The following is a 26,785-nucleotide window of genomic DNA, read 5'->3' as shown; positions in this document are numbered from 1 at the left end:
TCTTCGTGAACTGTTTTGATCAGGCCAACTTCGAGTAACGAGTGACTTCTATGCTTCTGCTTCCAGCAATCGACCTGCGTGACGGGAAATGTGTTCGACTTCGTCAGGGGGATTACAACCAGGAAACGATCTTCGGCAATCAGCCTGGCGAGATGGCGAAACGCTGGGCAGACGAGGGAGCCGAGATGCTGCACCTGGTCGACTTGGATGGAGCCAAGGCCGGTAAGCCGGTGAACCTGGAGGCGATCAAGGCGATTACGTCGAGCATCAAAATCCCCTGCCAGCTCGGTGGCGGGATTCGCGATGAAGCATCCATCCGCCTGCTGCTGGAAGAGATGGGGATCGCCCGTGTCATCGTCGGGACGAAGGCGCTGCGTGAGCCGGACTGGTTCGAGTCGATGACGACGATGTTTCCCCACAAGATCGTGCTCGGCGTCGATGCCAAGGACGGAATGGTCGCGACAGAAGGCTGGCTGGAGACGTCGAAGACGTCGGCGTATGACTTGGCGAAACGCTATGCCAACCTGCCGGTCGCAGCGATCGTTTACACCAACATCGCCAACGACGGCATGATGCAGGGGATCGACCAGGGAACGCTCAACGATCTAGCGAAGCTGTCAGACCTGGGAATCTCGACGGTGGCATCCGGTGGTGTCACGACTTTGCAGGACATCAAAAACCTGCAGCAGATGCATCAGACACATCCACATCTGGACAGCATCATCATCGGACGCGCGATTTATGAGGGGACGATTCAGCTGCCGGAGGCGTTGGCGCTGGTGAAGGGGTAGGCGAAGAGGAGTTGAAGAGTATGAGCTACTGGCGTTTTCTCGATTTCATACTCGTGGTGAATGCTTTGAAATCTGCAGACGAAAGACCGGTCTGAAGAGTTTTGAGAACTCCCCGGAGATCAAGTCTTAGCGCGGCAGAAACGTCGAGCCAAAGCCCGCCAAAGGTTCTGCTTTTGATGATGCCAGAGGTTACGGTCTGAAGCACAAACTGGTTGTTAATCAGGGAAAAGTAGTCGATCTCGCCGTCGTCGACTCGCCAGACAAAATACTCCAGAACTCCCATGCGTTCGTAAGTATTCTTCTTGGATCCAAGATCACGATCCTGGGAGGAGACACTAATTTCGACCACGAGTTCGGGCGGGCCATGAATATATCGATCGGCAGTGCTTGTGCCTGAGTAATCATCGGTAATTCGAAGGCAGGCATCCGGCTCTGGCATGCTCGTTTGATCCAGAACCAGTGAAACGCTGGGAAAGCTCTCAACACCCTCGGTCGCGGCCTCATAATTACCTAACCAGGTTGCAATGACCTGTTGAGGACGTCCATGATAACGTCCAACGGCGGCATTCATGACCACGATCCCGTCAATGAGTTCGGCATGTGAATAGCGAGCCTCGTCGAGGTCCTGTTCGACAAGTTCGATGAACTGATCTGTTGTGATCAGTTCTTTCGATTCCGCGAGTGAACGCAGAGTCCGTGTTGTTCGAAGTGAGGTCATCATTCCTCCCTTTGCTACTTCAACAGGCTTCGCTCGAGCACGTCTTTGGCGTCGGCGAAGTAGGGTTTCCATTCGATCTCAGGTTTGCCGTCACGCAGGCAGTCGCGGATTTTCTGGAGGGTGTTGCGGGCCATGTGAGGGCAGCGGTTGCAGGCACAGGTTTCGCCGGTGTCAGCGAAGATGCCGGGGACGGGGATGTATTCGTGTTGGGGGGCGATCTTCTTGAGGGCGTGGATCATCGCGACTTCCGTTGCGACCAGGAACCTTTGTGGTTCTTTAAGTGAGACAACGTACTGACGCATCTTCTCCGTGCCGCCGATGAAGTCGCAGATCTCCAGAATGTTTTGTGGACATTCAGGGTGAGCCATGATGATGCTCTCGGGGTTGTTCTTCTTGGCGCGGATGAGGTCCTGCTTGGAGAACATCTCGTGGACCATGCAGCTCCCCGGCCAGAGAATCATCTTGCGACCGGTTACTTCCTGCAGATAACGACCCAGGTGCTGGTCGGGGACGAAGAGGATCTCTTTGTCTTTGGGAACGCGGTCGATGATTTCTCGCGCATTGCCGCTGGTGACGATCCAGTCGCAGAGGCTCTTGGTGGCCGCGGTCGTGTTGATGTAGGCGACGGTGACAATGTCCCGGCCTTCGGCTCGCAGTTGGTCCTGCATGGCTTTGAGGTCATGCGGATTGCAGCTGTCCGCCAGGGAGCAGCCGGCGAGCAGGTCGGGGACGAGGACCGTTTTCTCGGGTGAAAGGATCTTCGCGGATTCACCCATGAAGTGAACACCGGAGAAGACGATGATCGGGTTGGTGATCGAGGCGGCGTCGCGGGCGAGTTTGAGGGAGTCGCCGGTGAAGTCGGCGATGTCCTGGATTTCGCCGTCGGTGTAGAAGTGAGCGAGGATCGCCGCGTTCTTCTCTTTGCGCAGGGCGTCGATTTCGTCCATGAGATCGAGTGGATCTTCTTCGACGAAGGTGGGTTTCTCAACGATGGGCAGCGTGGTCACTTCTTACTCCAATAACGACAGAAATATTGTCTTTCAAGTATACTCATTGCCGTTTCACCTCGACAGGTGGTTGCTTCCAATTCTTGTTACATGTAATGTTTTGTTTACTGGAAATTCGGAATGTAAAGATATTTGCAGAGGCGATTTCGATGTTTGCTCCTGACACAATAGCTCGACTCAGGCGAGCAGCGGACCAGCGTTTCAAGACCGCAGAGGTATTAAAGTCGAACGATCGTAGGCTGGCAGCAGTCTATTTATTCGGGTATAGCGTCGAAATGTGGCTGGGGGCAGCTTGTTTTCATCATGCAGGATTTCGGCCTCACAGTGAAATTCTTCCCGATATCCGTGGACGGCGGATGGCATTTGCCAGACAAAGGGGATTGATGAGCAACGACCCTCATCCGATAGTAGGTTGGGCTCGTTTTCTGGAATGGAGTCGACTCACAATCGATCCTTCGGAACATGAGAGGCAGATTTTGACATCTGCGATCAAGAATGCAGAAGTGATTTACCAATACTGGCGTCCGGAATTAAGATATAAAGTTCATGACTTCAGTTCGAAAGAAGTTGATCTCGTTCATAAATCAGCGAGTTGGTTTCAGCAAAATCAGGGCAAATTGTAGGAAGATCTCATGCCAGTCATTCGTGGACAAAGTCGACAGCAAATCTCCCGGGGCGATCGTGAGAAGCTCAAGCAATCGCTGATTGATGAATATATGGGTAATGGGATTTATGCAGGGCCGGTGATTTATGAAATTCCTTTAGAGGAAGGTGAGAGTACCGATGTGCTTGTTGTCTGGGACAAATGGCAGAACGTGGGATCATCGGATAGAAGTGAGATCATTCGCGATGCCTGTCATGATGTTGAGCCAAACATGAAGATATCGCTGGCGTTAGGCGTGACGTATGCTGAAGCCATTGAGCAGCGGTTGCTCTTGTACAGCGTGTTACCGATGGTAAAACGTGGTGAGGTTGACAGAGAGAAATTGACCGAGGCAATGATGTCACTGGGGGGATTTCGCCTGGAGAATGGGAAAATCGACTTGCGATTTCCGACGATGGAACTGGCAGAACAAGCTCATCGCACTTTGGTTGATAACATTCCAAATGGGTATTGGTCAATTGTCCAAGAATTGGGACCGTATAACTTCGATGAGGTAAATCGATGACAACGGATCGTTAATGACGTTGGCGTATTATCTGCACGAACGGTTCAGGACTGGTTATGCAATATTCACTCCACCGAGCTGCGATTGCTGAAATGACGGCTGGAATCGGGTGTCGGCTGCTGTTGGGCGGCGTCTGTCTGTCGTTACTGGCAGTGCTTTTCGCGCAGTCTCCTTATCTCGACGTGATCCGGGTAATCCGTCGATATGCCTATCTGCTCGCGGGGTTTTCGCTTGTTGTCTCGGTAGTTTTTTTTGTGTCGCTGCGAGTTCGTTCCAGGTTGAGTCCCAATTTGTTTCGAGTGGCGTTTGGCGAGCGGCATTGTCTTGCTTACCTGCTCACGACGTTGGTGATGCCGTTCTGGTTTCTGCAGTTATCGGGGCAGGATTATGGGACGTACTTTGGGATTTACAGTGCGTCGGTATGGCCGTTTTTGCTGGTGCTGCCGGTGACGTTCTCGTGTGTGTGGTGGCGGTTTGTCTGTTTTCATCGCACGTTGAATGATTCGCTGGTTGCCAATGCGATGGTGACGGATGTCAGTCGGGGGATGTTGACGACGCTGCGTTATCTATTCTGGATCAACGGCCTCCCGCAGACCGGCGAGTTGACGGTGAGGCATGCGCTGGCGAAGCCGTTTCTGGATCGGGATGCGAACTATGTGGTCAGTTATCGGGCGGAGAAGCCGGAGTTGAATGCGTTGACGACCCTGCTCTGCCCGGATGCACTCAAGGTGATTGATCCTGAGTCGATTCCGAAGCAGTTATAAATCTGGCTGGCTGGCGGTTACGAGGTGTCCCTGCTCGACGGGATGTCTAAAATAATGAGACGCTTGTTGGCGTTCTCAGTTGATACAGAATTTCTCGGGTATGTGCGGATTGTCATGAGAGTTGTTGTTGCTGTGATTGCGATGTTGGTTGGGATGCCGGTGTGTGGTGAGGAACCGTCCTCATCGCCGCATCCGGGATTGAGGCATTTGCGCGAAACGATGTACCTGCCGGAGTCGTTCGATCAGACGACGTTTGATTCGCTGTGGTTGACGTGGCCGATCGAGGCAAAGAAAGAGGTTGCGAAGCTGTCGCTGCCAGAACGTCGACGGGCGACGATGGAGCGGTATGGGTTGGTCGTTGCGCCCAAAAGTTCAGCGGAAGATCCCAAGCCGTTTGGGTACATCGTTGATCAGGCGGGCGGGTGGCATATGAATTGTCTGTCGTGTCACCAGGGGACGGTCGAGGGGAAGCTGATTCCGGGAGTAGCCAATCAGCAGTTTGATCTGCAGTCGCTGACGGAGGATGTTGCCACGGTGAAGCTGTTTCGTGGGAAGCTGACGAAGGTGCAGGACCTTGGTGCGCTGGCGTTTCCGATGGGATCGACTTCAGGGACGACGAATGCCGTCATGTTCGGGGTCGCGTTTGTGGCTCAGCGGACGCCGGATATGTCGGTGGTTCCGTTGCAGCGGGTTGAGTTTACCCATCACGACATGGATGCTCCGGCTTGGTGGCATTACGCGAAGAAGTCGGGGATTTACATTGATGGGTTTTCGCCGAAGCACCATCGGGTGTTGATGCAGTTCACGTTAGCTCCGATGAATGATCGGGACACGATTTACAGCTGGGAGAAGGACTTTGTCGAGATTCAGGATTATCTGAATTCACTGAAAGCTCCGAAGTATGCGGGGGTGATTGATGAGGCGTTGGCTAAACAGGGGGCCGTCGTCTTTCGAGACCATTGCTCAAGCTGCCACGGCACGTATGCAACGAAGTATTCCGATGACGTGGCGAGCTATCCGAATAAGCTTGTTCCGCTGGATGACGTGGGGACGGATCGGGTTCGGCTGAACAGTATTGGGCCGGAGCATCGTCAGTGGATCAAGGAGAGCTGGATGACGGAGTATGGGAAGCAGCCGGTGATTCTGGATCCGCAGGGGTATGTCGCACCGCCTCTGGATGGGGTGTGGGCGACGGCGCCGTATTTACATAATGGGGCTGTGCCGACTTTGGAAGAGGTTCTGCATCCTGAGCGACGACCTGTGGTGTGGAAGCGGGAGAATGATCGGTATGACTATGAGAAGATGGGACTCAAGGTGGAGCGAGTGGAAGAGATGCCGAAGGGGGCTATGGATAAGGCGGCGAAGCGTCGGTATTTTGATACGCGGTTAATGGGGAAGTCGAATGGCGGACATGATTATCCGGGGGTGTTGGGTGAGGGGGAGCGGCGGGCGGTGTTGGAGTATTTGAAGGGATTGTGAAGCGGTTTTGCCTGGATGTTGGAAGTAAGCATTGGGAGCGTGTTAGTGCCTATGCCCCACCCTCATCCGTCGTCGAAGCGACGCCACCTTCTCCCCTCAAGGGAGAAGGGACATCGGAATGGTGTGGTGACGTGCCCTCAGGGCTCCATTAGTTTATAGGGGGCTTATTGGCGCGTTGCCCTCATCCGTCAGCGAAGCGCTGCCACCTTCTCCCGGGGGGAGAAGGGACATTAGTTTGGAACGCTGGGTTTTTCGTTGCTCTTTTTCCAGAGGCGGTAAGCCTGGGTGACGCCGGCTATGAGGACGGTCAGGTCGTCGACTTGGCCGACGCCGAGGAAGACGTCTGGGATGATGTCGACGGGCCAGACGATGTAGCCGAGGGTGAGGAGAAGGATGCTGACGGCGGAAAGTTTTCTCACGGTTTGCTCCTGATATGGCAGAATTGCCAGCAGGGAAAATAAGTATGCAATAATTGCGACAAGATGACAGCGTGTCACTGCCATTTTGCTTGCCATTGGCGTCTGGCTTCGTCGAGCTTTTTCAGCAGGGCTGTCCGCGTGGTGGCATTGGCTTTGACGGTCAGTACTGGATCGCCTGTGTGGATGCGGCAGCCAGGGAGAGGAAGGTCCGCGAGGAAAGCGTCGTCGATGTTGGACCATTTCCAATCAATCGGGACGCTCATATCGCAGGTCGCGTAGACGATCTGTTTCCCGCTATAAGGTGCTGGGGAACCTTCGAGCCGGACTACCTGGGGCAACAATTCCATGCTGGCGGTCCAGCGGGGATTGACTTCGAGGACGAAGATCCCGCGGTCGTTGACGATCAGGTCGACGCCGAAGAAGCCTGTGAGTCGGAAATGCGATTGAAGAAATCGGCCGAGGCGTTTGACCTCGTGGGTCCATTCGCTGGACATCCCCTGGTGTCGATAGACAGAGCCCTGGTAGGTGAAATCTTCGGTCGGGAGTGCTTGTGTGGTGCCGAGGAGTTGCAGGCTGATTTGTCTGGGTGAGAGGTTGAACATGTCTGGGCTGAACAGAGAGGAGAAGAAGGCAACACTCATCTGTTTTCCTGTGAGATGCTTCTGCCAATGAATGTGATCCGTCGATTGGCTTTCTTTCTTTCGGGGGTTGCGAACTTTCTGGATGCCGATGCCACCGACGCTCTGCAGAGGTTTGCGCATCCAAATGCCATTCGCTGGGGATTGCTTGCTTGAGAGCGTTTTGAGTGAGGGGAAGCCTCCGAGTCGTAAGGCTCGTTGCAGGAGGATGGGGTCTCGGACTCGGCGAAGGGTGTCGGAACCGTTTCCCCAGAGTGGTCGTTTCGGTTTGATCTGTTCGATGAGATCGGGATCGTTTTCGAGGCCGCCGGTGTACATCAGGGGGATGGAGTGGTCGAAGCGGTCGAGGGTGGGCAAGAGGTTTTCGGGGTAGCCTGCCCGGTCGAGCTGGATGACTTCGTCGGCGTACCAGGAGGTATCGACGTCGGTGAAGAGGTCGATGGCGGCGACGCGCAAGCCGGCGGTATGCGCGGCCTGGCAGGCGGCACGAACAGAACCTCCGGCGATGATCAGGTCAAGCTGAGCATCGCTCATCGTGCTTTCTCGTCGTCTTTGTCGGGTTTCAGATAAAGCCGGAAGCGATCCTGGATTTCATCGCTCATGCGTTTCGGACGTCCTGTTTTTAGATCAACGAATAAACCTCGCTGACGGCCGGTGGCACAGATCTCATTGTTTTGATTGGAAAAAGCGAAGTTGATCCAGGCGGTGATGGCGGTCAACTCTGTCAGCCAGACTTGCACCTGGACGCGGTCCCCGAGTCGAAAGGGTTTCTTATAGGCGATCTGCGTCTCAACCAGTACCGGACCAAACTGCTCCGCGGCAATCTTGGGCACGGAGAGATCGACAGCGTCCAGCAGGTGACAACGTCCCATCTCCATCCATTGGATGTAGACGATATTACTGACGTGGTCCATAAAATCGATCTGGAAGGGGTAGATCGATACTTCGAAGCAGATTTCCTGCATACGATCCCCTGTGAGATTTGTGAGAAGGATAGTGAGTTTGAGCTTTGCAATTCATCGGTCCTCGGGTGTATTTTGACACGCGATCCGTTATTCTGAAAGGGGCCTGGTGCACCATTAAGAAAAGGTCACAACCTCGCTGTGCAGGACTTTTCTTCTAGAACTACAGGCTGTGAAATACATGATTTTCCTGCACGACTCGGCGACTGCTGAGTTCTCATCGTCTCAAGCTAAAGGATATGCGTTATGTTGATGAGCGTTGGTGAAGCCCTCGTCGGAGAAGGCAATGAAATCGCTCACATCGATCTGCTGATCGGTGATAAGAGTGGTCCTGTGGGTGTTGCATTTGCGCAGGCCCTCGCGAATCAGTCGGCAGGACACAGCAATCTGCTGGCGGTGCTCGAGCCGAATCTGGCTGTCAAACCATCGACGGTCATGATCACCAAGGTCACGATCAAGGGGGCCAAGCAAGCCGTCCAGATGTTTGGACCTGCTCAGTTCGCCGTTGCCAAGGCGGTCGCTGACAGCGTTCAGAAGGGTGTGATCCCAGCTGATCAAGCGGAAAACCTCGTCATTGTCTGTGGCGTTTTCATTCACTGGGATGCTGCTGATGATAAGAAGATCTTCGAATACAACTACGATGCGACGATGCTGTCGATCGCTCGGGCGATGAAGAATGAGCCATCTGCTAAAGAGATGGTTGATAAGAAAGATACTGCGAAGCATCCGTTTTCGGGGGTGTAGTTTTAAGAAGAGTGGTGTCTGTTGTTTGCTTCAGGTATGGGAGCGAATAATTGCCTGGCGCTCACCCTCATCCGTCAGCGAAGCGCTGACACCTTCTCCCCTCAAGGGAGAAGGGACGGGTGTGGGAGGCTTTGTTCAATTCGCAGAGGTCCCTCATCCGACGGCGAAGCGCCGCCACCTTCTCCCCGGGGGAGAAGGGCAAGATAATGACATAGCTTCCAGGGTGGAACGCGTCTTAACGGGATGCTGCATCATGAAAAAGTCGATTCTCGTTCAGCTTGATACTGATCCGGTCGCGAGTTTGTTTGACCGTGTGGTGGGTGTGGATGCCGGGGTGGATTTTCTCTTCTCGCATGCGGGGGTGACGCCTGGCGATGTGAAGGATCTGGTTCATGGTGCGATCTTCACGCGCGGGGCAGCCGACTTGAAGTCGACGGCGTTTTTTATTGGCGGGAGTGATATTGTTGCGGGGGAAGATCTTTATGCTGCGGTGCAGAAGGTCTTCTTTGCTGACCGACGGGTGTCGGTGATGCTGGACTCGAATGGGTCGAATACGACGGCTGCGGCTGCGGTGTTGTGTGCCAGTCGTCATCTTTATCTGAAGAACACGCGGGCTTTGGTTATCGGAGGAACGGGACCTGTCGGGATGCGGGTCAGTCAGTTGCTAGCTCGAGAAGGGGCGGAGGTGAATCTCGGATCACGCGACTTCAAGAAAGCAGAAGCGTGTGCGATCAACATCAGGGACAGGATGTCGGAGGCGAACGTGAAGCCGTTTTGTTTATGCGATGAGGGGATCGTGGAGATGTTCCATGATGTCGAGCTGGTCGTCGCGGCGGGGGCGGCTGGTGTTCAAGTGATCTCGAAGGCTCAATGGGAGAATCCTGGTCGGTTGAAGGTGGCGATTGATCTGAACGCGGTCCCGCCGGTGGGGATCGAGGGGATCTCTGTGATGGATGACGCTAAAGAGATCAACGGAGTGACTTGCTTTGGTGCGATCGGAGTTGGCGGGTTGAAGATGAAGATTCACAAGGCGGCGATCCAGGCGATGTTTGAATCGAACGATCAGCTGTTTGATGCGATGTCGCTGTATGATTTTGGAAAGCGGTTTTTGTAGGGCAGGCTTTGGGGGAATTCTGAGTCCTCTTGGCAAATGTGTGTTCATTTGGTGCGGTTCGAGGACTCACCGGCACCCTACGGGGATGTATGAAATGGGTTTCGTGTTTGTGGTAAGTTCTACAATGGGCTGCGCTCCCACTACGCCCAGCTTCTCCAGACTGACTGACCGTTAAAAAGCCATCTTGCTGTAACGTGAGGCGTCAGCTATTTTTCGCGAGCTTCTTTGTCCGCAGGACGGAGATTCCATTTCGATTTACAGCTCGCGGCACCACTTCTCCTCCTGTTTTTTCGAGTCCCTGAATGAGTCAAGGACACAGGAAAAGCATCAGCGAAAGATCGACAATCATGGCACGAAAGCGGCTCAAAGGACGTGAGCCCGTTCAGACATCCTGGCGTACGCCAGCTCGATGCTCGACGCACGTCGGTCGCCTTGCGTCTTCAGCTTCGGCTGTTGTCGCGGTCCTTGCTGCCTTGATCTCGGTCTGTTTTTTAGGGGCTGTTGCTGCTCAGCAGCCTGCCATGCTTCCTCCGCCGCCTCATGCGACGCCTGCTGCTCCTCGCGACTTTGCGAACGATCTCAACCAGATGCCTGACCTGCTGGAAGAGTGGAAAACTCTGCCAGATTCACCCGCGAACGAGCCAATCACCGTCAATTCGGATGAGCCGATTACGGATGTTCAAATCGAGGGGAACACGTCGATTCCTGCTCCTGCGATTTTGAAGTACGTTCACGTTCGTCGTAATACGCTGGTCGGAAATTCGGCGACGACGATTCAAGCCGATATTCGCAGCCTGTTTAATACACGCTGGTTCTTCACAGTCGAAGCGACTTTTAAACGCAGTGCACAGGGCGGTGTCATTCTGGTTTATCAAGTTGTTGAGCGACCTGTCCTCAAGAGTGTTCAATACGTCGGTAATAAGAAAATCAAAGCCAGGTATCTGATGGCTTTGACGGGACTGCAGGAAGGCGGAGCGTTTTCCGTTACTGCGAATAAAGAATCAGTGCGACGGATTCGTGAGTATTATGTCGAGAAGGGTTACCGATTCGCTGAAGTCACGCTCGTCAAAGGTGGCGAGTCGACGGACCGCGACGTGATCTTCCAGATTACGGAAGGCCCGAAGGTTCGCGTCCAGAGTATCAAGTTCAATGGTAACGATAACTTCAGCGATGCCTTGCTGAAGACAAAGATGACCAGCAAGCGAGCGATCCTTCGTATCTTCCAGGGGAAGTTCGATCCTGCCAAGGTGCCTCAAGATGTCGCTGGTGTGAAGCAGTATTACCATGCTCTGGGATACTTTGATGTTCAAGTTGCTGAACGCGTCGAGTACAGCGATGACAAAGGGGATGTGACGCTGGTCTTCGATATCAATGAAGGGCCTCGTTACAAGATCCGTAATATCGAGATCGCCGGGAATAAAGTTTTTGATGAGCAGACACTGCGTAGCGGATTCAAGATTGCACAGAATCAGGAGTTCTTCCTGAAGGATGTTCAAGAAGATCTGAAGACCGTTCGTAGTCGCTATGATGAGCAGGGTCGCCTGTTTGCCAAGATCGATGCTGTGCCTGTCTTTCTGACGGAAAAGGGTGTCGTTGATCTTCGCTATCAGATTGATGAAGACAAGATTTATCGCATTGGTCGCATCAATGTGAACATTGAAGGTGCTGCTCCTCACACACGTGAGACGGTGGCTTTGAATCAGCTGTTGTTCTCTCCAGGGGAACTGGCGAACCCGGAATATATCCGTCTAAGCAAGGCACGTCTGGAACGTTCGCCGATCTGGGAAAAGGGTGCCGAGGGTGCGACGCTGAATCTGCGACCGACCGAGCAGCCTGAGCTGTATGCGTACAATCCAGCTGCGGCTGGTGATTACTTCCGTGGTCAAAGCCCTGCGTTTGATCCAGTGTGGCCGGAAGTGCCCGTCTCGCGCCAGGGGGTTGCACCGACAGCGATGCATGTTCCGACTGTGGACCGGACGCTGCGAGATACCAATGTCACACCGGCTTCTCATACGGTGCCGATTCAGGCCTTACCAAATCATTCGGCTCCGACTGGTTCTGCGGCCCGTCTGGATGATTTCCTGAATCAGGATTTTGGAGCCGAGAGTACGAAGAATCCTTACACATCAGAAAAGTTTCCGACTGAGCCGTCGTTGATTAATCACCGTGAGACGGCTCCTGAGGCGATGTTCAATCAGGATGGCTTGCCGACTGTTGAACCGGAAGACTTTGTTGTTCAGAACACGAATTCAATGGTGATTCGCGGGCAAGGTCCGGATGCCTTTCAGGCGCCGAATCCCGTTTTCACACAAAGCCCGAATGGCGATCCTTTCTCTGGCTCTTTGATGAACCCCGAACCGCCGGGGTTCGTTGACGTTGATATCAATGTGTCTGAAGCACGGACCGGTCGTCTGCAATTCTCGGTTGGGGTGAACTCCGACTCGGGGGTGATCGGGTCGATCGTTCTGGAAGAGCAGAACTTCGATATCACCAACGTTCCGACGAGCATGGCAGATCTGACCTCTGGTTCTGCCTTTCGCGGGAATGGTGAGAACTTCCGTATTGAAGCGGTTCCTGGTGATCAGGTCAGTCGCTATCTGGTCAGCTGGTCGAACCCTTACTTCCTGAATACTGATTACAGCCTGGGTGTGAGTGGCTTTTATTACAATCGCTTCTTTGACGACTGGCGTGAGAATCGTCTGGGTGGACGGATCTCGGTTGGTAAGCTGTTGACCAAGAAGCTGTCTTTGTCGACTGCTTTGCGTCTGGAGAAAGTTGATATTGGTAATGAGCGTCAGCCGACGCCTGAGATTCTGGCTGAGTCGGTTGGCAGTAACTTCCTGTCGACACTCAAGACCTCTCTGTCATGGGATACACGCGATTCTTCTTTGATGCCGAGCGAAGGTACTTACCTCGAAGGTTCGATTGAGCAGGCATTTGCAGAGTATTCTTATACGAAACTTGAAGGAGCTGCTCAGCAGTTCTTCACTGTCTATTCTCGTCCAGATGGCGAAGGTAAGCACATTCTGGCCTTCCGTGGTAGCCTTGGCTGGACGGCTGACAGCACGCCGATCTTTGAACGCTTCTACGCCGGGGGTTACCAGACGTTCCGCGGTTACTCGTTCCGCGGGGTGAGCCCGATCGAGCAGAACGTTCGCGTTGGGGGTACCTGGATGGCGCTGGGATCGGTGGAGTACTCGGCTCCCGTCACGGTTTCGGAAAACGTTCGCCTGGTGGCCTTCACCGACTTCGGTACTGTGGAAGAGAATGTCAGCTTTGATCACTTCCGGATGACAGCCGGGGGCGGGGTTCGCTTCCTGATTCCTGGGATGGGACCTGTGCCGATTTCACTGGACTGGGCGGTTCCGATCGTCAGTCAGGACTTCGACGACGAGCAGCTGTTCCAGTTCTACATCGGGTTTACTCGGTAGGGGCATGTAGGGTCCGCTGTGCGGACTGTGGCTTTGGGGCGGTTCGTCGGAGTGGATGGTTGTTGAGAGTTATTTTGCGTTTGTTAGGATTGAAAGTCGATTGACGGTCCGCACAGCGGACCCTACGGGGCTTTGTCGCGTTAATGGAATGTGAGCGAACACTTGCCTAGCGCTCACCCTCATCCGCCCTTCGGGCACCTTCTCTCCTCAAGGGAGAAGGGACAAGTTGCGGCCTTGGCTTAAGTGTGCCAGCATGATTCTTGAAGGGCTTGTAACGACGTGTTCATCGCTGGGGGTGGTCAATCTTGCGCCGATGGGGCCGATTGTGAATGGGGAGATGACGGAGTTTCTCTTTCGGCCGTTCAAGACATCGACGACGTATCAGAATCTGAAGGCTCATCCGGAGGGTGTCTTTCACGTCACGGATGATGTGCTACTGATCGCGCGCGGGGCGATCGGGAAGATCGATGTGTTGCCTGATGTTGTGGAGGCGGAGTCGATTCTTGGGGTGAGGCTGGCGGACTGTTGTCAGTCGTTTGAATTTCGAATTGAGCATTTCAATGAAGAGGAAGATCGGACGGTGCTGACGGCCAGGATCGTGGCGAGGAAGGAACATCGGCCGTTCTTTGGATTCAACCGAGCCAAGCATGCGGTGCTCGAGGCGGCGATTCTTGCGACCCGTTTGCATTTGCTGCCTCGGGAGCAGGTGCTGGCGGAGTATGAGAAGTATCAGGTGATTGTGGAGAAGACGGCGGGAGCGAGGGAGTTTGAAGCGTTTGATTTGCTGCGCGGATATGTGAGTGGGCAGAGGTGAGGTTGCTGAGGTCGATGGTGAAGATGAGGGCGAATGAGTGCCTATGCCCCACCCTCATCCGCCCTTTGGGCACCTTCTCCCCTCAAGGGAGAAGGGACGAAGAACGGCTCCCCTCAAGGGTGGAGGGGCGATATGTGAGCGTTATTAACTTCGCAGAGGTCCCTCATCCGACCTCGAAGACTCGGCCACCTTCTCCCCGGGGGAGAAGGGATATACGTGTTGGCTAACGCGTGAAATTTGAATTCGTTAAAATCATTTTATGCACGTTCGACGTATTGATATTCAGACTGGTTCGCGGCTGCACTTTGGTATCTTTTCAGAGCCACAGGACGCTGGGCGGCTGTTTCGTGGTTGTGGGATGATGATTGGTTCGCCGGGGTTTTGTTTGTCGTTGCAGCCTCGTGTCGGGCATCGTGATTCCGTGATTCATGCCCCGCCTGATTATGCTTCGCGGATCACTGCCCTGCTCCATCGATTGAACGAGACGCTGGCATCTTGTGAGCAGATGTCGGTCGAGATCGCGTTGCATTCTTATTACGCTCAGCATACGGGACTGGGGTCGGGGACGCAGTTGGCGATGGCGGTCGTTGATGCCTGGTCAGCGTTGCATCAGCGAGCGTTCAGCTCGGTGGCGGAGGCGATGCAACTGGCGGGTCGCGGGGAGCGCTCCAGCATTGGGTCGACGGGGTACTTTCAAGGTGGATTTCTTATTGATGATGGGAAGCCTCGGCTTGATTCGCTCGGCTCGGTGCAGACGCGACTGGAGTTTCCTGAAGACTGGCGGATCCTGCTGATTCGGCCCACGCAGGGGGCTGGCTTAGCGGGGACTGCAGAGAAAGATGCGTTCACGCACATTGATCAAGTGCGACATCCCCATGCGCATGAGCTGACGCGGTTTCTGGATGTCGATATTCCTGCTGCTCTGCGCGAGCGCGACTTCGAGGCCTTCACTCAGACGATCGACCTGTTTGGGCAGCTTGTCGGGCAGCAGTTCTCGCTGATTCAAGGTGGGATCTATGCGTCGAAGCAGGCGGCGGACACGATTGCGTTTCTGCGCGAGAAGGGGCTGACGGGGCTGGGACAGTCGTCGTGGGGGCCGACGTTGTTTGCGTTTTGTCGAACGGAGGAAGAGGCGTTATGCTCTGTGAATATGCTGGGTGGAAAGCTGCCACACAGCGGATGGGAGATGTTGATGACGTGTGCGTTGAATTCACGGGCTCGGGTTGTTATCGGATCATCAGATGGGGAGAGTTATGGACAAGGCTGAACTCTATCAACAGGTATCAGCTCTCACGACCGAAGAGCGTTCGGAATTGCTGTCGTTCTTGATACGGTCTCTCGACGAAGAGCCTGCGGTTGATCAAGACGAAGTTGATCAGGCTTGGGGTGAGGAAATCAAGCGACGTGTGGAATCGGTTCGCAATGGAACAGCGGAGTTAATTCCGTCAGAGGAAGTCTGGAAGCTTATCGACGCTGATGAATAAAGCATGGTAGCAAGGAGATCAGGTACTGCTGCGTTGGTGGTGGAAATGGACGTTTCTTGCGCGATCGCACGGCTGACACAGCCGTGGCACACCGGGGAATGTTCGTTGATTTGTTGAAGGTTCGTTGCAACGCGGGACAGCGGCTCGGGCGGAGCCTCGCCCTCCCGGGGATGGTAGTCAATGATCGTGTTGATGACCTTTGCTGTGGTCGTGTGAGTGGTCATGGGAATGATCGTGGCTGTGATCGTGAGAATGGCCGTGATCATGGGTGTGGTCGTGTGAATGGGAATGCGAGTGGTCGTGGGAGTGGTCGCCGGATTTGGGTTTTTGTTTGATGCCGAGCATTTCCAGCGATAAGCCTTGAGCGGCGGTTGTGACGGCGGCGTAGACTTCGTGGAGAGGGGCGTTGGAGGCTCTGGCGAATTCGCGGCAGCTTTCGTACTCGGGGGTCACGACGGGATCTTGGTCGTTACTCCAGGAGATTTTTACTTCGACGTCGCCCCACTCGGTGGTGACTTTGCCCTTGGCTCGGTTCTGAGTGGCGCGGTCGATGATCTGGCGACGGATGCCGAGGGTCTTGGTTTCGCGGAAGATGATTTCTTCGAGGCTGGCTCCGTCTTCAAGTCGACCGATGACGGAGAGCATCACTCCCGGTCGGCCTTTCTTCATCGCGATCGGTGTCGTATAGACGTCGAGAGCGCCGGCTTCGAGGAGGCGTTCCTGGGTGTAACCGAGGACTTCGCCGGTGATGTCATCGAGGTTGGTTTCCAGCAGCCAGACTTGATCGCCAGATAATCTGGCGACAGCGGCTTCTCCGACGAGCAGACGCAGGACGTTGGCGCGGTCGGGCCAGTTTTGGGTGCCTGCTCCGTAGCCGATGCTGGAGATCTTCATCGCAGGCATGGGGCCGAATTGGGAGACGAGGGTTTTGACGATGGCAGCCCCGGTTGGGGTTGTCAGTTCGCCTTCGACGCGGACGTCGACCAGGGGAATGCCTTTGAGGATCTCTGCGGTGGCAGGCGCAGGGATGGAGCAGACGCCGTGGTCGATTTTGATTCGGCCGTAGCCGGTGGGGATGGGGGAGCAGTAGATTTTCTCGACGCCAAGCAGGTCGAAGCCGACGGCTGCGCAGACGATATCGACGATGGAATCGATCGCACCGACTTCGTGGAAGTGGACGTGATCGACGGTGGTGCCGTGGACCTTGGCTTCTGCGATCGCGATTTCGTCAAAGATCGCAAGAGCGACTGCTTTTTGTCGAGGAGTGAGCTTGCCGCGGTCGAGGATGGCGCGGATGTCGCTCATGTGCCGGTGAGCCTGTTGAGGGGGATGCTTGACGACGAAGTGAGTCGACGAGAAGCCCATCTTGATGACCTTGGAGACTTCCAGTTCGACGCCATCAATGCCAAGTGAATTGACGACGTCACGCAAGGCGTCGACGGAAACACCGGCTTCGATGAGTGCGGAGACGGTCATATCGCCGCTGATGCCGACGGCTGTATCGAGGTAGGCGATTTTCATGGGATGTTGTTTCGCTTGTTGTTTGAAGGCCTCAGAAGATAATCCAATACAGAAACGCAAGGCCGAGAAAATAGAGGATGTAGGTTGGATATCTGTCTTTGACATCGATTGTCAGGTAAGTCAGGTACATACGAGCGTGTTGAGAGAGACTCAGTTGAAGTATGGGAAGAGTTGATATTGTTTCGTCGTCATCGTCATCACAAACCTCAATACACTTATCAAAGAAGGGAAACAGTTCGTTTGGAGATTGGATCTGATCAGAAGTAACAGGAGCTTTGTAAAGAACATCAAAGTTGGTCAAAAGGTAAACGCTACGATTACTGCCAATGAGGCGGAGCGAATCACAGCCTTGTAATTCATGAGGGTAAATGTAACCCGCGCCGACTGGACTGAGACTGATTTTGAGTACCTTCTCTGCTTCTCGGATGGGAGATCTCCATTCTCGAAATGAGCCAGGGGCAAGTCGTCTTAGATCGGTTGTCTGTCCCCAGATCCCTTTTATGCCGGGGAAAATATGGTTATTGACTCCATAGTCAGGAAACTTCCTGAGGAATTCCCGGGCAGCGGGGTGGATGGGATAGCCGTTGAGTTCGATGTATTCTTCGAGTGAGTAGATCAGCATTTTGGGCGTACCTCCTCACTGGAAACTACCTATTGGAAACCTGAATTTCTTATGACGTTCTGCACGACTTCCATGGCTCCTTCTGCAAGGGTGTTTGCTTCCGCTTCGGTTGCGGCTTCGGCGATGACGCGGACGATGGGTTCGGTGTTGCTGGCGCGGATCTGGACCCATTTGTTGGGCCAGTCGAGGCGGAGGCCGTCGCCGGTGGTTGCGGTCGCGTCGCTGTAGGTCTTTGAGAGGGCTTCGCAGGCGAGGGTGACGAAGCTCGCTGGGCAGGTGACTTTCTTTTTGACAATCGTGTACGTCGGCAGTTCGCTGACCCACTTGGATAACGTGCTGCCACGTTTGGCCAGGCCGTCGAGGATGTAGGCCATTGAGACGAGCGAGTCACGCACGTAGCCGACTTGCGGCTCGATGACGCCGCCGTTGCCTTCGCCGCCGATGGTTGAGTGTTTCTCTTTCATCATGGAGACGACATTGGCTTCGCCGACGGCGGAGCGGAAGAACTGGCTGCCGTATTTGGCGGCGAGGTCGGCAGTGACCCGGCTGGTCGAGCCGTTGACGACGACGGTTCCTTTGCGTGTCTGAAGGACATGATCGACGGCGAGGGCGAGGGTCAGTTCTTCGCCGATGTAGCTTCCCGTCTCATCGACGATGGCGAGGCGGTCCGCGTCGGGGTCTTGAGCGAAACCAACGTTGGCACGGAGAACTTTGACCTTCGCGGCGAGTTCGGTCAGGTTTTCGGCGAGGGGTTCAGGGATGTGTTCGAACTTTCCATCTGGAGTGCCGCCGAGGACGATGACTTCGCAGCCGAGGGCTTCCAGGAGACGTGGACCAGAGAGTCCACCGGAGCCGTGATTGCAGTCGAGGACGACGCGGAAGTTCTTGGCTTTGATGGCGTCGACGTCGACCAGTTTGAAAACCCGATCGAGGTGTGCCTGGAGGGGATCGTCGAGGGTGGTCACCTTGCCGATGCCATCGTGTTGGCGGTAGGCGAAGTTTTTTGACTCGAGGATCGACAGCAGTTTCTTGCCAGTCTCGGCGTCGAAGACGGACCCGCCTGCGGTGAAGGGTTTGAGGCCGTTCCATTCAATCGGGTTGTGACTGGCAGTGATCTGGAGACCGCCGGCGGCTTTGAGTTCGGTGATGAGGACGCCGCAGGTGGGGGTGGTCGCGATGTCGGCATCAACGACGTCACAGCCGACGGAGGTCAGGCCTGCGATGACGGCGGACTTGAGCATGATGCCAGTTGAACGGCCGTCACGACTGACGACGAAGGTCCCGCCCCCTGCGAGGGTCCCGACGGCGGCTGCGAACTCCATGGCGAAGACGGGGTCGAGACCGTCTGCATCCCCGATGGTTCCGCGGAGACCTGAAATGCTCAAAATCCTTGGCACGACAACATCCTTCTTTGAAGCCAGTCGGAGAGAAGAGAATTCGCCACAGAGGACACAGAGTTCACCGAGGCAAGGAGATTCTGAATGAAACCTCAGGTGTTTCTCTGAGACCTCTGTGTTCTCTGTGGCAAATTTTTTCTGATTAAAGCAGTTCGACGAGACCCTGCATTTCGGCGGCGGCGTGGTCGTTGCCTACCGCATTTGCTCTCTCTATCCCGACTTGCAGGACCCGCAGAGCTTCTTCATTTTGCCCATCCTGCAACAGAGCTTGCCCTTTTTGATGATAGGCTGCGACGTAATCAGGATCGATGGTCGTTATGCGATCAAAGGCTTCGCATGCGGCTGGCAGTTGACCTTGCTTGAGCTCTTCCATGGCGAGGGAATAGAGCAGAAACGGATCGTTTGGTTCTGACTGGAGCATGTCGAGGATCTTGTCTTTTGACGGCATCGTCTCACCCTGATTTCGTTCGAAGTTCAAACCACGTCGAGTTTTGGAGTCTAACAGAAGCCTTTCGGGTTGTCATCGAAGTGGTGGGCGGAAAGCATCTTATCATTTGCGCCATCAATCAATTCTGGGGAGCAGACTGGTTTCTCGGAAACTTGCACGGGCGAGCGGCGCACAAATTGCCCCGTTTCATGTCTTGTTAATCTGGGTTGACTCTGCGCGTCGCGACGGGGGCTTTCAAGCCTCAGACGACGTAGAACCGATCCAACACCTACACGCAGGCCATGGAAGCGGCCTGTCCGGAAATGATGGATCGCGTCATTCAGACTAACAACAAAGAACAATAGTGCTTATGAAACGGCCTCATTTCTTTGCGTTTCTGAGTCTGGTGTGCTTAACGCTCGCCACACTCAGCTCGGGGCTTTTTGCTTCCGAAGCGCGCATGACGCCCCTGGTGAAAGCCGTTCAAAAAGCGCAAAAAGCGGTTGTGAACATTCACACCGAAAAAACCGCTAAGGACCAGGATAATATCTTCGGTTCGGGAAAAGCGAGGCGCGTCACCGGCATGGGGACGGGCGTTGTCATCGATGAACGGGGCTATATTGTCACGAACTTCCACGTTGTCAGTGAAGTGGAAGTCCTGGAAATCTCGTTAGCTGATGGTGCCCATTACGCTGCACGCGTGGTGGCTTTTGACAAAAATAAAGACTTGGCTGTTCTGAAAGTTGATCGCGATCAGCCGTTTGAAGTCATGACGATGGGAACTTCGTCTGACCTGATGCTGGGCGAAACGGTCTTCGCAGTCGGGAATGCTTTTGGTTATGTGCACACGGTGACTTCCGGCATTGTCAGCTATTTGAGCCGGGATGTGGAAGTCAACGAGACGCAGTCTTACCAGGACCTGATCCAGACCGACGCGAGCATCAACCCCGGTAACTCGGGTGGTCCTCTGCTCAACCTGGATGGCGAAGTCATTGGGATCAATGTTGCGATCCGTGCTGGTGCACAACGTATTGGTTTTGCGATCCCGATTGATGATGCCCGCAATGTTCTGGCTGACCTGCTCAATACTCAGACAATCAGCGGCACTTATCACGGTCTTGCGACTGAGGACAAGAAGAACGGGACTGACCGTCATCTTGTTGTTCGCAAGCCTGATCCAGGTAGTCCGAGTGAAGAGGCTGGCTTTCAGGCTGGCGATGTGATTCTGTCTGTCAAAGATCACACTATTACGGACCGTGTTGATTTCGAACGCTGGATGCTGGATGTTCCCAAGGGACAAAAGATGACAGTCGAAGTCGAGCGTGGTGGTGAGACGAAGACGCTGGAGCTGGCTCTGCGTCAGTCGGACAAAGCGACCGTCATCATGGCTCAGAATTCACACACGGTGAATAAGATTGCAACACCGGTCAACTTCGACAGCAACAGCCCAGAACAAAAAGTCTGGGACAAGCTGGGGATGAAGCTCGTCAAAGTGCCTAAAGATCAGATCCACCCGGTCCACAGCAAGTACAATGGCGGGATGGTTGTCACGGAAGTTCGTCAGGGCAGCCCCGCTGCGAAACATGGCATCCGTAACGGCGATATCCTGGTCGGGTTGCATCAGTGGGAAACGGTCAAATCGGAAGATGTTGCCTTCGTGATCGAGAATGGCGATTTGGAGAAGTTCAATCCGCTTCGCTTTTATATCCTGCGGGGACGTGAAGTTCTTTATGGGTATCTGCAGTTGAAGTAAGACGAGTAGAACAAGACGAATCAATCAAGGGGCTGCAAGGTCCCTTTTTTGTTGCGCAGTGTGCATTGAAGCTCAATTCGTAAACACTAGGTGCGTGCCGATCTATGATTCCTGCTTTCAAATCCGTTTTGTTATACTTGAAGCACAGAATTAGATTGGAGGTTAAAGATGTTATTAAGCAGTTTCGAAGAGTATTTCAAACACGATGTGATAGGTGATATTACTTATCACAACTGGCTCCAGGAACATCTTCCATTCATATGCGTTGTTTGCGGTGGCTACCTCGAATTTGACAATGCGGTTCGTTGGTGCTGGAAAAATGTAGGAGAACAACTAGGTGATTGCTGGTCAGTCCAATCGCAGTATCCCATTTGCGTCGCGACTTCAAACGAAGAGAGTTTAAAGTCAAAAGCCTTTCACTCCCACTTGTCAGGCAAATGGTCTATTTACTGGCTCGACAAAACTGACCATGATTTCGGATTTGGTGCGTTCTATTTTTTGACGGAGTCTCTTCAAAACAGCTTTCTAGAACAAATCCCTCGAATAGACTGCAATGAGAATCCGAAGTTCTTGACTGGTAATTAATTAAATGGAATTCGATCTGATTGCTGATATTCGTTCTCGCGCTGCGAGCAGTCCGTTTGTGGATCTGGGGATTGGGGACGATGCGGCTCTGCTCTCTTCATTACTGCTTGAGGGTGGGAAGCAGCTGGTTGTCACGAAAGACATCGTGATGGACGGGACTGATTTTCTGATTGAGGAGTGTGGTTATCGGGCGGCGGGGCGGAAGGCGCTGGCGGTGAATCTCTCGGACATGGCGGCGATGGGGGCCGAGCCCGTGGCGGCGTTTGTGGGGTTGGTGTTGCCGAAGGTGGCTTCGCAGCGGGAGGCGCTCGAACTGATGAGCGGGATTGAGGAGTTGGCGCGGGAGTTTAAGACGGTCATTGCGGGCGGGGATACGAATAGTTGGGATGGGAAGCTGGCGGTCAGTGTGACGTTGCTGGGGCGGGTGGCGAAGGGGCGGGCGATGACGCGATCAGGGGCACAGGTGGGGGATATCGTTTGTGTGACGGGGGCGCTTGGTGGGAGTATTCTTGGGCATCATCTGACGTTTACGCCGCGAGTCAAAGAGGCGAGTTGGCTGGCGAGTCATTACGCGATTCATGCGATGATGGATTTGAGTGACGGGCTGTCGTCGGATATTCAGCACCTCATTCACGAAAGCAAAGTTGGGACGATTCTGGATGCGACGCAGATTCCGGTGACGGACGATGCGAAGACGTTGTCACAGACATCGGGACGGTCGGTTGTGGATCATGCGCTGCATGATGGGGAAGATTTTGAATTGCTCTTTACGCTTACACCGGAGGAGTATCGGAGGCTGGCTGCGGATGACTCGAAGCCATGCCAGGTTTATGCGATTGGTGAAGTGACTGATGATCGGGAGAGTCGGATTCGAAGGGAGGATGGGGAGATCGAGACGTTGGTGGTGGGGGGATATCGGCATTCGTTGGGGGAGTGATGGAGTGACCAGGCTGGGATGAAGTTCGGGGGTTCATGGTAAGGCGAGGTGGTTGCGCCTTGAGAGGTGTGATGGTCGATGAGTGAAGAATCAGGGAGGCAGGACGCCTGTGGTTGGGGGCATTGATGAGAGTCTCCTGTTGCCTAGCGCCCACCCTCATCCGTCAGCGAAGCGCTGACCCCTTCTCCCCTCAAGGGAGAAGGGGCAGAATTTAAGGGAGAAGGGCCCGGAGAGACTTACACAGTTAGGAGGCGTAGCCGACGGTTCTTAGCCACGCTGTGGCCATTAGGGCGGCTCCGTGGTTGCTGGGGTGGACGCCGTCGCCGGCCCAGTGTTCGGGGGGAGCGTATTTGACGGCTTCGTCGAAGAGGGATTGGAACGGGACGAAGAGGGTGTCGAATTCTTGGGAGAGTTTGGCGGCGACTTCGCGGAAGCCATCAAACATGGGGAACCATTTGTCGTTGATGGCTCCGCATCTGAGAACGAAGGGTTCACAGATGACGAGTTTCGTTTCTGGCAGCGCTTCTTTGGTACGCGTCAGGAGGGCGCGATAATCGGTTTCGTAGGTTTCGACCGTTCCCTCATAATGTCCATTGAGGTGATGCCAGATATCGTTGACGCCGATGAGGATGCTGAGGACATCGGGCTTGAGGTCCAGGCAGTCTTTGTCCCAGCGTTCGGCAAGTTGGTGGACTTTGTTGCCGCTGATGCCGCGGTTGTAGCACTTCAGGGTGTCGCCCTTGGGAGCGGTCAGCAGAGCCGCGGCGGTCATCCAGGCGTAGCCACCTCCGAAGCCTGGCTGCATGTTGGGAGTCGACTGGCTCTCTTCGTCTTTCTTGCGACCAGCGTCGGTGATCGAGTCACCTTGGAATAGAACGGTTGCTCCGGCTTTGATGACCGGCTCGGCTGCAATGCTGGATGTCGCGGCTTCGACCGAGTGACCATTGAGCATCAACCCGGCTGCCCCGGCAGCGAGTGTTGACTGGAGGAAGACGCGACGTTGTCCATTCACAGAAGATGTCATGCGAGCTGACCTTTCAAACAAGGGATTGTTGATCTGGTCTTCAGATCGTCCTGAAACGATGGCTTGTTGTCAACGCATGACATCGGGTGGTTCAGGTTGCCTTAGCGTGGACGGCGAAGCCGCGAGAAGCACGGGGTGAGCGCGTGTTGGTCGTCCATTTCTGTGTTTCTTGCGTGCCGAAGCGGCACGCCCGGGTTGGGACAACCCGGGCTATCCGGAAAGAGGTTGGATGGGAGATCCAGACGTGGTCGGAATTAAAACTGCTTGCGCTGACGTGAGCTGGGGATGCGCATGGCTTTGCGGTACTTGGTGACTGTTCTTCGGGCGAGTTGATAGCCCTTTTTTGCCAGTTCTTCGACGATGGCGTCGTCGCTGAGGGGGTTGTCTTTGTCCTCGGCGTCGATGACTTCTTTGAGTTTGAGGCGGATGATGTCCCAAGCGACTTCTTCTCCGTTGGCATCGGTGGTGCCGCCGCCGAAGAAGCGTTTGAGCGGAACCAGTCCGCGGGGGGTGGCGATCCATTTGTCATCGACGGCTCGGGAGATGGTCGTGACGTGGACGCCGACGACGTCGGCGATCTGCTGCATCTTGAGAGGGACGATGAACTCTTCGCCCTGATTCAGGAAGTCGGTCTGGTAATCGATGATGGCCTGCGCGACTTTTTTCAGCGTGTTGTTACGCTGTTCGATTGATTCGATCAGCCACTTAGCGGACTCAATCTTGCGCTTGATGTATTCCTTGGTCTTGTCGTCGGGGTTGTTTTGCAGGAGAGCAATGTACTTCTGCGAGATACGAAGTTGTGGCGTCGACTCATCTTCCAGTCGAACGATCCATTGGCCGTTCTTGCCCTGCTCGATGTAGACGTCGGGGCGAACATTCTGAACGGTGTCTGATTCGAACTTGCGTCCGGGGAAGGGATCGAGAGTCTTCATCTCTTCGAGAGCCATCTTGATCAGTTCGATCGAATAGCCTGTTTTGCGTTCGATGAGCGGGAGGCGGTTCTGGGCGAGGTCTTCTAGGTGCGACGAAATGATGGTCATGATCACATCCTTGAGCGGCATGCGATCATTGACTTGCAGCAATAGGCATTCCTTGAGATCACGCGCTCCGACGCCGGGAGGGTCGAGCTGCTGAATCATCTTCAGCGCAGTCTCTGCGGTGTTGTGGTCGATGTAGCGGCCGTAGACCTGCATGATCTCGGGAAGAGTTCCCTGGAGGCGGCCGTTCTTATCGAGGTTTTGAATCAGGTACTCGCCGAACTCTTTGACTTCGGGAGTGATGTCGAAGTAATGGAACTGGTCGAGGAGATAGTCTTGCAGCGATTGTGGGCGGGAGAGGATGTTGGCCATCTGGTCGTTGGCCCGGTCACCGTCTTCTTCCATGCGGTTGGACGAGGGGCGGGAAGACTCCATGATGTTGTCTTCGGGCCAGTCGGAAGACATTTCGAGGAGGCGTTCGAAGTCGGCTTCACCGTTATTGCTGTCGACGACCATCTCGTCGCGCATGATGTCGTGATTGTCTTCTTCAACGCTGAGCGAGGTTTCGTTGAGGTCATCATTTTCAGCGGGATTGCGCTCGTCGGTGTCCTGCTCTTGTTCGACTTCGAGGACGACGTTTTCTTCCAGTTCCTGATCGATACGTTCCTGAAGCGCCAGGATGGGAAGCTGCAGGATCTCCATCGACTGGATCATGCGCGGAGCCAGCTTCATCTGCTGGCTCATTTTCATCTGTTGTGAAAAATTCAAGTGCATGGTTCAGTAGGGCTTTCGCTGTCTTTTGCTGCGGTCTTGCAACAGATTGTAGTCTCGTGGATGCCAAATCGTGTCAAATACAAGTTCGGGTCAGGAAACCCTCAAAAACTACTCACCGATCGTAACGATTGTAAAACCCGGGAATCGCGTGCAGTTAATCAAAAGGACTGTCTCCCTCTTAAGGCGTCGGCGAGCATTTCTCGGTTGGCGAATTCGAGGACGCTGCCGGAGGCGATGCCTCGGGCGAGGCGTGTGATCTTGATGCCGGTGCCTTCGACGAGGTTGGTGATATAGAGGGCGGTGCCGTCGCCTTCCAGAGTCGGATTGGTCGCCATGACGAGTTCTTTGACTTTGCCCTGGCGGATGCGTTTCATGAGGTCGGTGATCGTCAGGTCGTCGGGACCGATCCCATCAAGCGGGGCCAGGTGCCCGTGAAGGACGTGATAGAGGCCGTGAAATGCACCGGAGGCTTCCAGGGAGGACATGTCCTTGGGTTGCTCGACAATACAGACGAGGCTTTGGTCACGACGGGGGTCACTGCAGATGTTGCAGAGGTCGGTCTGGGTGAAACACTGGCAGATTTTGCAGCGACGAATGGTCGAGCGAACCTGACGGATGGAATCCGAAAGGCCGAGTGCGTCCTCTTCTCTGCAGTTGAGAATGTGGTAGGCGAGACGTTCTGCTGACTTGCGTCCCACGCCTGGCAGGCGCGAAAACTCATTGATCAGCGAGCCGAAGGCTTCGCCGTAGGGATGTTCGTTGGAATGGAAGTTCACCTTGGGCATCGGGACGTATTCTCAAGTCGTTCGTCGTCAGCGGGGGGAGAAGCGGAATTGTCGTAAAGGTGACGGGGGGGCCGTTGTCGTCATCAGTGATGTCTGAATGACGATCAGCCGCCGCCGAATTTGGACATCATGTCACCGAGTCCTGGCATGCTGCCGGTGACTTCCTGAAGCTTTTCAGCGGCTGCGAGTTTGGCTTTTTCGAGAGCCTGATTGGTCGCGGTGACGATGAGCTCTTCGAGCAGATCCTTATCGGGATTTTCCAGCAGGGCTGGCTCGATGCGACAGCCGACGATCTGTTGGTGGCCACTGGCGGTGATGGTGACCATGCCACCACCGGCGGTTCCTTCGACGTGGATGCTTCCCAGTTTCTGCTGCATGTCGCCCATTTTGGCTTGCAGCTGCTGGGCATTTTTCATGAGTGAGGCAATGTTGGCGAGATCTTTAAACAT

Annotated in this window: 26 protein-coding genes; 13 read left to right on the top strand and 13 right to left on the bottom strand. The window is 54.6% G+C overall.

Going from position 1 to position 26,785, the window contains the following annotated elements; all coding sequences use genetic code 11:
* Positions 1-50 precede the first annotated feature (50 nt).
* Positions 51-791, top strand: a complete 741-nt coding sequence (hisA, locus tag SH248x_RS08965) for a 1-(5-phosphoribosyl)-5-[(5-phosphoribosylamino)methylideneamino]imidazole-4-carboxamide isomerase (protein ID WP_459558191.1) — start codon at positions 51-53, stop codon at positions 789-791.
* Positions 792-816: 25 nt separating this feature from the next.
* On the opposite strand, the gene SH248x_RS08960 is transcribed toward hisA, so the two are convergent.
* Positions 817-1,512 (bottom strand): Uma2 family endonuclease, encoded by a 696-nt coding sequence (locus tag SH248x_RS08960; protein ID WP_459558190.1) that lies wholly within the window; start codon positions 1,510-1,512, stop codon positions 817-819.
* Between the two features lie 11 nt (positions 1,513-1,523).
* Positions 1,524-2,456 carry a quinolinate synthase NadA gene (gene nadA / locus SH248x_RS08955; protein ID WP_459558601.1) on the bottom strand — a complete coding sequence of 311 codons (933 nt, stop codon included), beginning with the start codon at positions 2,454-2,456 and terminating at the stop codon, positions 1,524-1,526.
* Positions 2,457-2,665: 209 nt separating this feature from the next.
* On the opposite strand from nadA, the gene SH248x_RS08950 reads away from it, so the two are divergent.
* From SH248x_RS08950 to SH248x_RS08935, 4 genes are read left to right on the top strand one after another with little or no spacing between them, the layout of a single operon-like run.
* Positions 2,666-3,139 (top strand): hypothetical protein, encoded by a 474-nt coding sequence (locus tag SH248x_RS08950; protein WP_459558189.1) that lies wholly within the window; start codon positions 2,666-2,668, stop codon positions 3,137-3,139.
* A gap of 9 nt (positions 3,140-3,148) precedes the next feature.
* The gene (locus SH248x_RS08945) at positions 3,149-3,685 is read left to right on the top strand and encodes a hypothetical protein (RefSeq protein WP_459558188.1); all 537 of its coding nucleotides are present in this window, start codon (positions 3,149-3,151) and stop codon (positions 3,683-3,685) included.
* A gap of 56 nt (positions 3,686-3,741) precedes the next feature.
* Positions 3,742-4,449, top strand: coding sequence for a hypothetical protein (locus tag SH248x_RS08940; protein WP_459558187.1), 708 nt, complete (start codon positions 3,742-3,744; stop codon positions 4,447-4,449).
* 54 nt (positions 4,450-4,503) lie between these two features.
* On the top strand, positions 4,504-5,928 hold the full coding sequence (locus tag SH248x_RS08935) for a c-type cytochrome (RefSeq protein ID WP_459558186.1): 1,425 nt from the start codon (positions 4,504-4,506) through the stop codon (positions 5,926-5,928).
* Between the two features lie 230 nt (positions 5,929-6,158).
* Here the strand turns inward: SH248x_RS08935 and SH248x_RS08930 are convergent, their stop codons facing one another.
* The 3 genes from SH248x_RS08930 to SH248x_RS08920 all read right to left on the bottom strand — a co-directional run bounded on the left by SH248x_RS08930 (position 6,159) and on the right by SH248x_RS08920 (position 7,950).
* Positions 6,159-6,347 (bottom strand): YkvA family protein, encoded by a 189-nt coding sequence (locus SH248x_RS08930; RefSeq protein WP_459558185.1) that lies wholly within the window; start codon positions 6,345-6,347, stop codon positions 6,159-6,161.
* Positions 6,348-6,421: 74 nt separating this feature from the next.
* Positions 6,422-7,519 (bottom strand): ATP-grasp domain-containing protein, encoded by a 1,098-nt coding sequence (locus tag SH248x_RS08925; protein WP_459558184.1) that lies wholly within the window; start codon positions 7,517-7,519, stop codon positions 6,422-6,424.
* Entirely contained in the window at positions 7,516-7,950 is a 435-nt protein-coding gene (locus SH248x_RS08920; protein ID WP_459558183.1) for an acyl-CoA thioesterase, read from the bottom strand. The genes SH248x_RS08925 and SH248x_RS08920 overlap by 4 nt, the downstream gene beginning before the upstream one ends.
* 243 nt (positions 7,951-8,193) lie before the next feature.
* On the opposite strand from SH248x_RS08920, the gene fae reads away from it, so the two are divergent.
* From fae to SH248x_RS08890, 6 genes are all read left to right on the top strand, one after another.
* Positions 8,194-8,691 (top strand): formaldehyde-activating enzyme, encoded by a 498-nt coding sequence (fae, locus tag SH248x_RS08915; RefSeq protein ID WP_459558182.1) that lies wholly within the window; start codon positions 8,194-8,196, stop codon positions 8,689-8,691.
* A 253-nt stretch (positions 8,692-8,944) separates the two neighbouring features.
* Complete coding sequence (locus SH248x_RS08910) at positions 8,945-9,805, top strand: NADP-dependent methylenetetrahydromethanopterin/methylenetetrahydrofolate dehydrogenase (protein ID WP_459558181.1); 861 nt, start codon at positions 8,945-8,947, stop codon at positions 9,803-9,805.
* Positions 9,806-10,152: 347 nt separating this feature from the next.
* Positions 10,153-13,236 (top strand): BamA/OMP85 family outer membrane protein, encoded by a 3,084-nt coding sequence (locus SH248x_RS08905; protein ID WP_459558180.1) that lies wholly within the window; start codon positions 10,153-10,155, stop codon positions 13,234-13,236.
* A gap of 253 nt (positions 13,237-13,489) precedes the next feature.
* Positions 13,490-14,050 carry a DUF447 domain-containing protein gene (locus tag SH248x_RS08900; protein WP_459558179.1) on the top strand — a complete coding sequence of 187 codons (561 nt, stop codon included), beginning with the start codon at positions 13,490-13,492 and terminating at the stop codon, positions 14,048-14,050.
* A 259-nt stretch (positions 14,051-14,309) separates the two neighbouring features.
* On the top strand, positions 14,310-15,317 hold the full coding sequence (locus SH248x_RS08895; protein WP_459558178.1) for a GHMP family kinase ATP-binding protein: 1,008 nt from the start codon (positions 14,310-14,312) through the stop codon (positions 15,315-15,317).
* The gene (locus SH248x_RS08890; RefSeq protein ID WP_459558177.1) at positions 15,304-15,534 is read left to right on the top strand and encodes an addiction module protein; all 231 of its coding nucleotides are present in this window, start codon (positions 15,304-15,306) and stop codon (positions 15,532-15,534) included. Before SH248x_RS08895 ends, SH248x_RS08890 begins: the two co-directional genes overlap by 14 nt.
* Positions 15,535-15,711: 177 nt before the next feature.
* Here SH248x_RS08890 and larC read toward each other — a convergent pair whose 3' ends face one another.
* The 4 genes from larC to SH248x_RS08870 all read right to left on the bottom strand — a co-directional run bounded on the left by larC (position 15,712) and on the right by SH248x_RS08870 (position 19,522).
* A complete protein-coding gene (larC, locus tag SH248x_RS08885) occupies positions 15,712-17,055 on the bottom strand; it encodes a LarC family nickel insertion protein (RefSeq protein WP_459558176.1) in 1,344 nt (447 codons plus the stop codon).
* 31 nt (positions 17,056-17,086) lie between these two features.
* Complete coding sequence (locus SH248x_RS08880; RefSeq protein WP_459558175.1) at positions 17,087-17,677, bottom strand: hypothetical protein; 591 nt, start codon at positions 17,675-17,677, stop codon at positions 17,087-17,089.
* A gap of 29 nt (positions 17,678-17,706) precedes the next feature.
* Positions 17,707-19,074, bottom strand: coding sequence for a phosphohexomutase domain-containing protein (gene glmM, locus SH248x_RS08875; RefSeq protein WP_459558174.1), 1,368 nt, complete (start codon positions 19,072-19,074; stop codon positions 17,707-17,709).
* 142 nt (positions 19,075-19,216) lie between these two features.
* Entirely contained in the window at positions 19,217-19,522 is a 306-nt protein-coding gene (locus SH248x_RS08870; protein WP_459558173.1) for a tetratricopeptide repeat protein, read from the bottom strand.
* A gap of 349 nt (positions 19,523-19,871) precedes the next feature.
* Here SH248x_RS08870 and SH248x_RS08865 point away from each other — a divergent pair, with 349 nt between their 5' ends.
* Positions 19,872-21,254 carry a trypsin-like peptidase domain-containing protein gene (locus SH248x_RS08865; RefSeq protein ID WP_459558172.1) on the top strand — a complete coding sequence of 461 codons (1,383 nt, stop codon included), beginning with the start codon at positions 19,872-19,874 and terminating at the stop codon, positions 21,252-21,254.
* 589 nt (positions 21,255-21,843) lie between these two features.
* On the top strand, positions 21,844-22,776 hold the full coding sequence (gene thiL, locus SH248x_RS08860) for a thiamine-phosphate kinase (protein ID WP_459558171.1): 933 nt from the start codon (positions 21,844-21,846) through the stop codon (positions 22,774-22,776).
* A gap of 244 nt (positions 22,777-23,020) precedes the next feature.
* On the opposite strand, the gene SH248x_RS08855 is transcribed toward thiL, so the two are convergent.
* The 4 genes from SH248x_RS08855 to SH248x_RS08840 form a co-directional block, all read right to left on the bottom strand.
* Positions 23,021-23,800, bottom strand: coding sequence for an SGNH/GDSL hydrolase family protein (locus tag SH248x_RS08855; protein WP_459558170.1), 780 nt, complete (start codon positions 23,798-23,800; stop codon positions 23,021-23,023).
* 254 nt (positions 23,801-24,054) lie between these two features.
* Positions 24,055-25,551, bottom strand: coding sequence for an RNA polymerase factor sigma-54 (gene rpoN, locus SH248x_RS08850; protein WP_459558169.1), 1,497 nt, complete (start codon positions 25,549-25,551; stop codon positions 24,055-24,057).
* 158 nt (positions 25,552-25,709) lie between these two features.
* Positions 25,710-26,336: a recombination mediator RecR gene (gene recR, locus SH248x_RS08845; protein ID WP_459558168.1), complete on the bottom strand. Its 627-nt coding sequence runs from the start codon at positions 26,334-26,336 to the stop codon at positions 25,710-25,712.
* Positions 26,337-26,440: 104 nt separating this feature from the next.
* The gene (locus SH248x_RS08840) at positions 26,441-26,785 is read right to left on the bottom strand and encodes a YbaB/EbfC family nucleoid-associated protein (protein WP_459558167.1); all 345 of its coding nucleotides are present in this window, start codon (positions 26,783-26,785) and stop codon (positions 26,441-26,443) included.

Source organism: Lacunimicrobium album (assembly GCF_052161635.1).
Taxonomy (GTDB): domain Bacteria; phylum Planctomycetota; class Planctomycetia; order Planctomycetales; family Planctomycetaceae; genus SXPC01.
This window is presented reverse-complemented; position numbering and strand designations above follow the sequence as displayed.

What these genes read in the sequence shown, in the direction of transcription:
- SH248x_RS08905 (WP_459558180.1), top strand. Translation starts at nt 10,153, where the DNA reads ATGGCACGAAAGCGGCTCAAAGGACGTGAGCCCGTTCAGACATCCTGG.
- fae (WP_459558182.1), top strand. Translation starts at nt 8,194, where the DNA reads ATGTTGATGAGCGTTGGTGAAGCCCTCGTCGGAGAAGGCAATGAAATC.
- SH248x_RS08900 (WP_459558179.1), top strand. Translation starts at nt 13,490, where the DNA reads ATGATTCTTGAAGGGCTTGTAACGACGTGTTCATCGCTGGGGGTGGTC.
- SH248x_RS08940 (WP_459558187.1), top strand. Translation starts at nt 3,742, where the DNA reads ATGCAATATTCACTCCACCGAGCTGCGATTGCTGAAATGACGGCTGGA.
- SH248x_RS08925 (WP_459558184.1), bottom strand. Translation starts at nt 7,519, where the DNA reads ATGAGCGATGCTCAGCTTGACCTGATCATCGCCGGAGGTTCTGTTCGT.
- hisA (WP_459558191.1), top strand. Translation starts at nt 51, where the DNA reads ATGCTTCTGCTTCCAGCAATCGACCTGCGTGACGGGAAATGTGTTCGA.
- SH248x_RS08895 (WP_459558178.1), top strand. Translation starts at nt 14,310, where the DNA reads ATGCACGTTCGACGTATTGATATTCAGACTGGTTCGCGGCTGCACTTT.
- SH248x_RS08890 (WP_459558177.1), top strand. Translation starts at nt 15,304, where the DNA reads ATGGACAAGGCTGAACTCTATCAACAGGTATCAGCTCTCACGACCGAA.
- SH248x_RS08865 (WP_459558172.1), top strand. Translation starts at nt 19,872, where the DNA reads ATGAAACGGCCTCATTTCTTTGCGTTTCTGAGTCTGGTGTGCTTAACG.
- SH248x_RS08935 (WP_459558186.1), top strand. Translation starts at nt 4,504, where the DNA reads ATGAGACGCTTGTTGGCGTTCTCAGTTGATACAGAATTTCTCGGGTAT.
- SH248x_RS08945 (WP_459558188.1), top strand. Translation starts at nt 3,149, where the DNA reads ATGCCAGTCATTCGTGGACAAAGTCGACAGCAAATCTCCCGGGGCGAT.
- SH248x_RS08910 (WP_459558181.1), top strand. Translation starts at nt 8,945, where the DNA reads ATGAAAAAGTCGATTCTCGTTCAGCTTGATACTGATCCGGTCGCGAGT.
- larC (WP_459558176.1), bottom strand. Translation starts at nt 17,055, where the DNA reads ATGAAAATCGCCTACCTCGATACAGCCGTCGGCATCAGCGGCGATATG.
- SH248x_RS08855 (WP_459558170.1), bottom strand. Translation starts at nt 23,800, where the DNA reads ATGACATCTTCTGTGAATGGACAACGTCGCGTCTTCCTCCAGTCAACA.
- rpoN (WP_459558169.1), bottom strand. Translation starts at nt 25,551, where the DNA reads ATGCACTTGAATTTTTCACAACAGATGAAAATGAGCCAGCAGATGAAG.
- SH248x_RS08840 (WP_459558167.1), bottom strand. Translation starts at nt 26,785, where the DNA reads ATGTTTAAAGATCTCGCCAACATTGCCTCACTCATGAAAAATGCCCAG.
- SH248x_RS08880 (WP_459558175.1), bottom strand. Translation starts at nt 17,677, where the DNA reads ATGCTGATCTACTCACTCGAAGAATACATCGAACTCAACGGCTATCCC.
- SH248x_RS08950 (WP_459558189.1), top strand. Translation starts at nt 2,666, where the DNA reads ATGTTTGCTCCTGACACAATAGCTCGACTCAGGCGAGCAGCGGACCAG.
- SH248x_RS08960 (WP_459558190.1), bottom strand. Translation starts at nt 1,512, where the DNA reads ATGATGACCTCACTTCGAACAACACGGACTCTGCGTTCACTCGCGGAA.
- SH248x_RS08920 (WP_459558183.1), bottom strand. Translation starts at nt 7,950, where the DNA reads ATGCAGGAAATCTGCTTCGAAGTATCGATCTACCCCTTCCAGATCGAT.
- recR (WP_459558168.1), bottom strand. Translation starts at nt 26,336, where the DNA reads ATGCCCAAGGTGAACTTCCATTCCAACGAACATCCCTACGGCGAAGCC.
- nadA (WP_459558601.1), bottom strand. Translation starts at nt 2,456, where the DNA reads ATGGACGAAATCGACGCCCTGCGCAAAGAGAAGAACGCGGCGATCCTC.
- SH248x_RS08870 (WP_459558173.1), bottom strand. Translation starts at nt 19,522, where the DNA reads ATGCCGTCAAAAGACAAGATCCTCGACATGCTCCAGTCAGAACCAAAC.
- thiL (WP_459558171.1), top strand. Translation starts at nt 21,844, where the DNA reads ATGGAATTCGATCTGATTGCTGATATTCGTTCTCGCGCTGCGAGCAGT.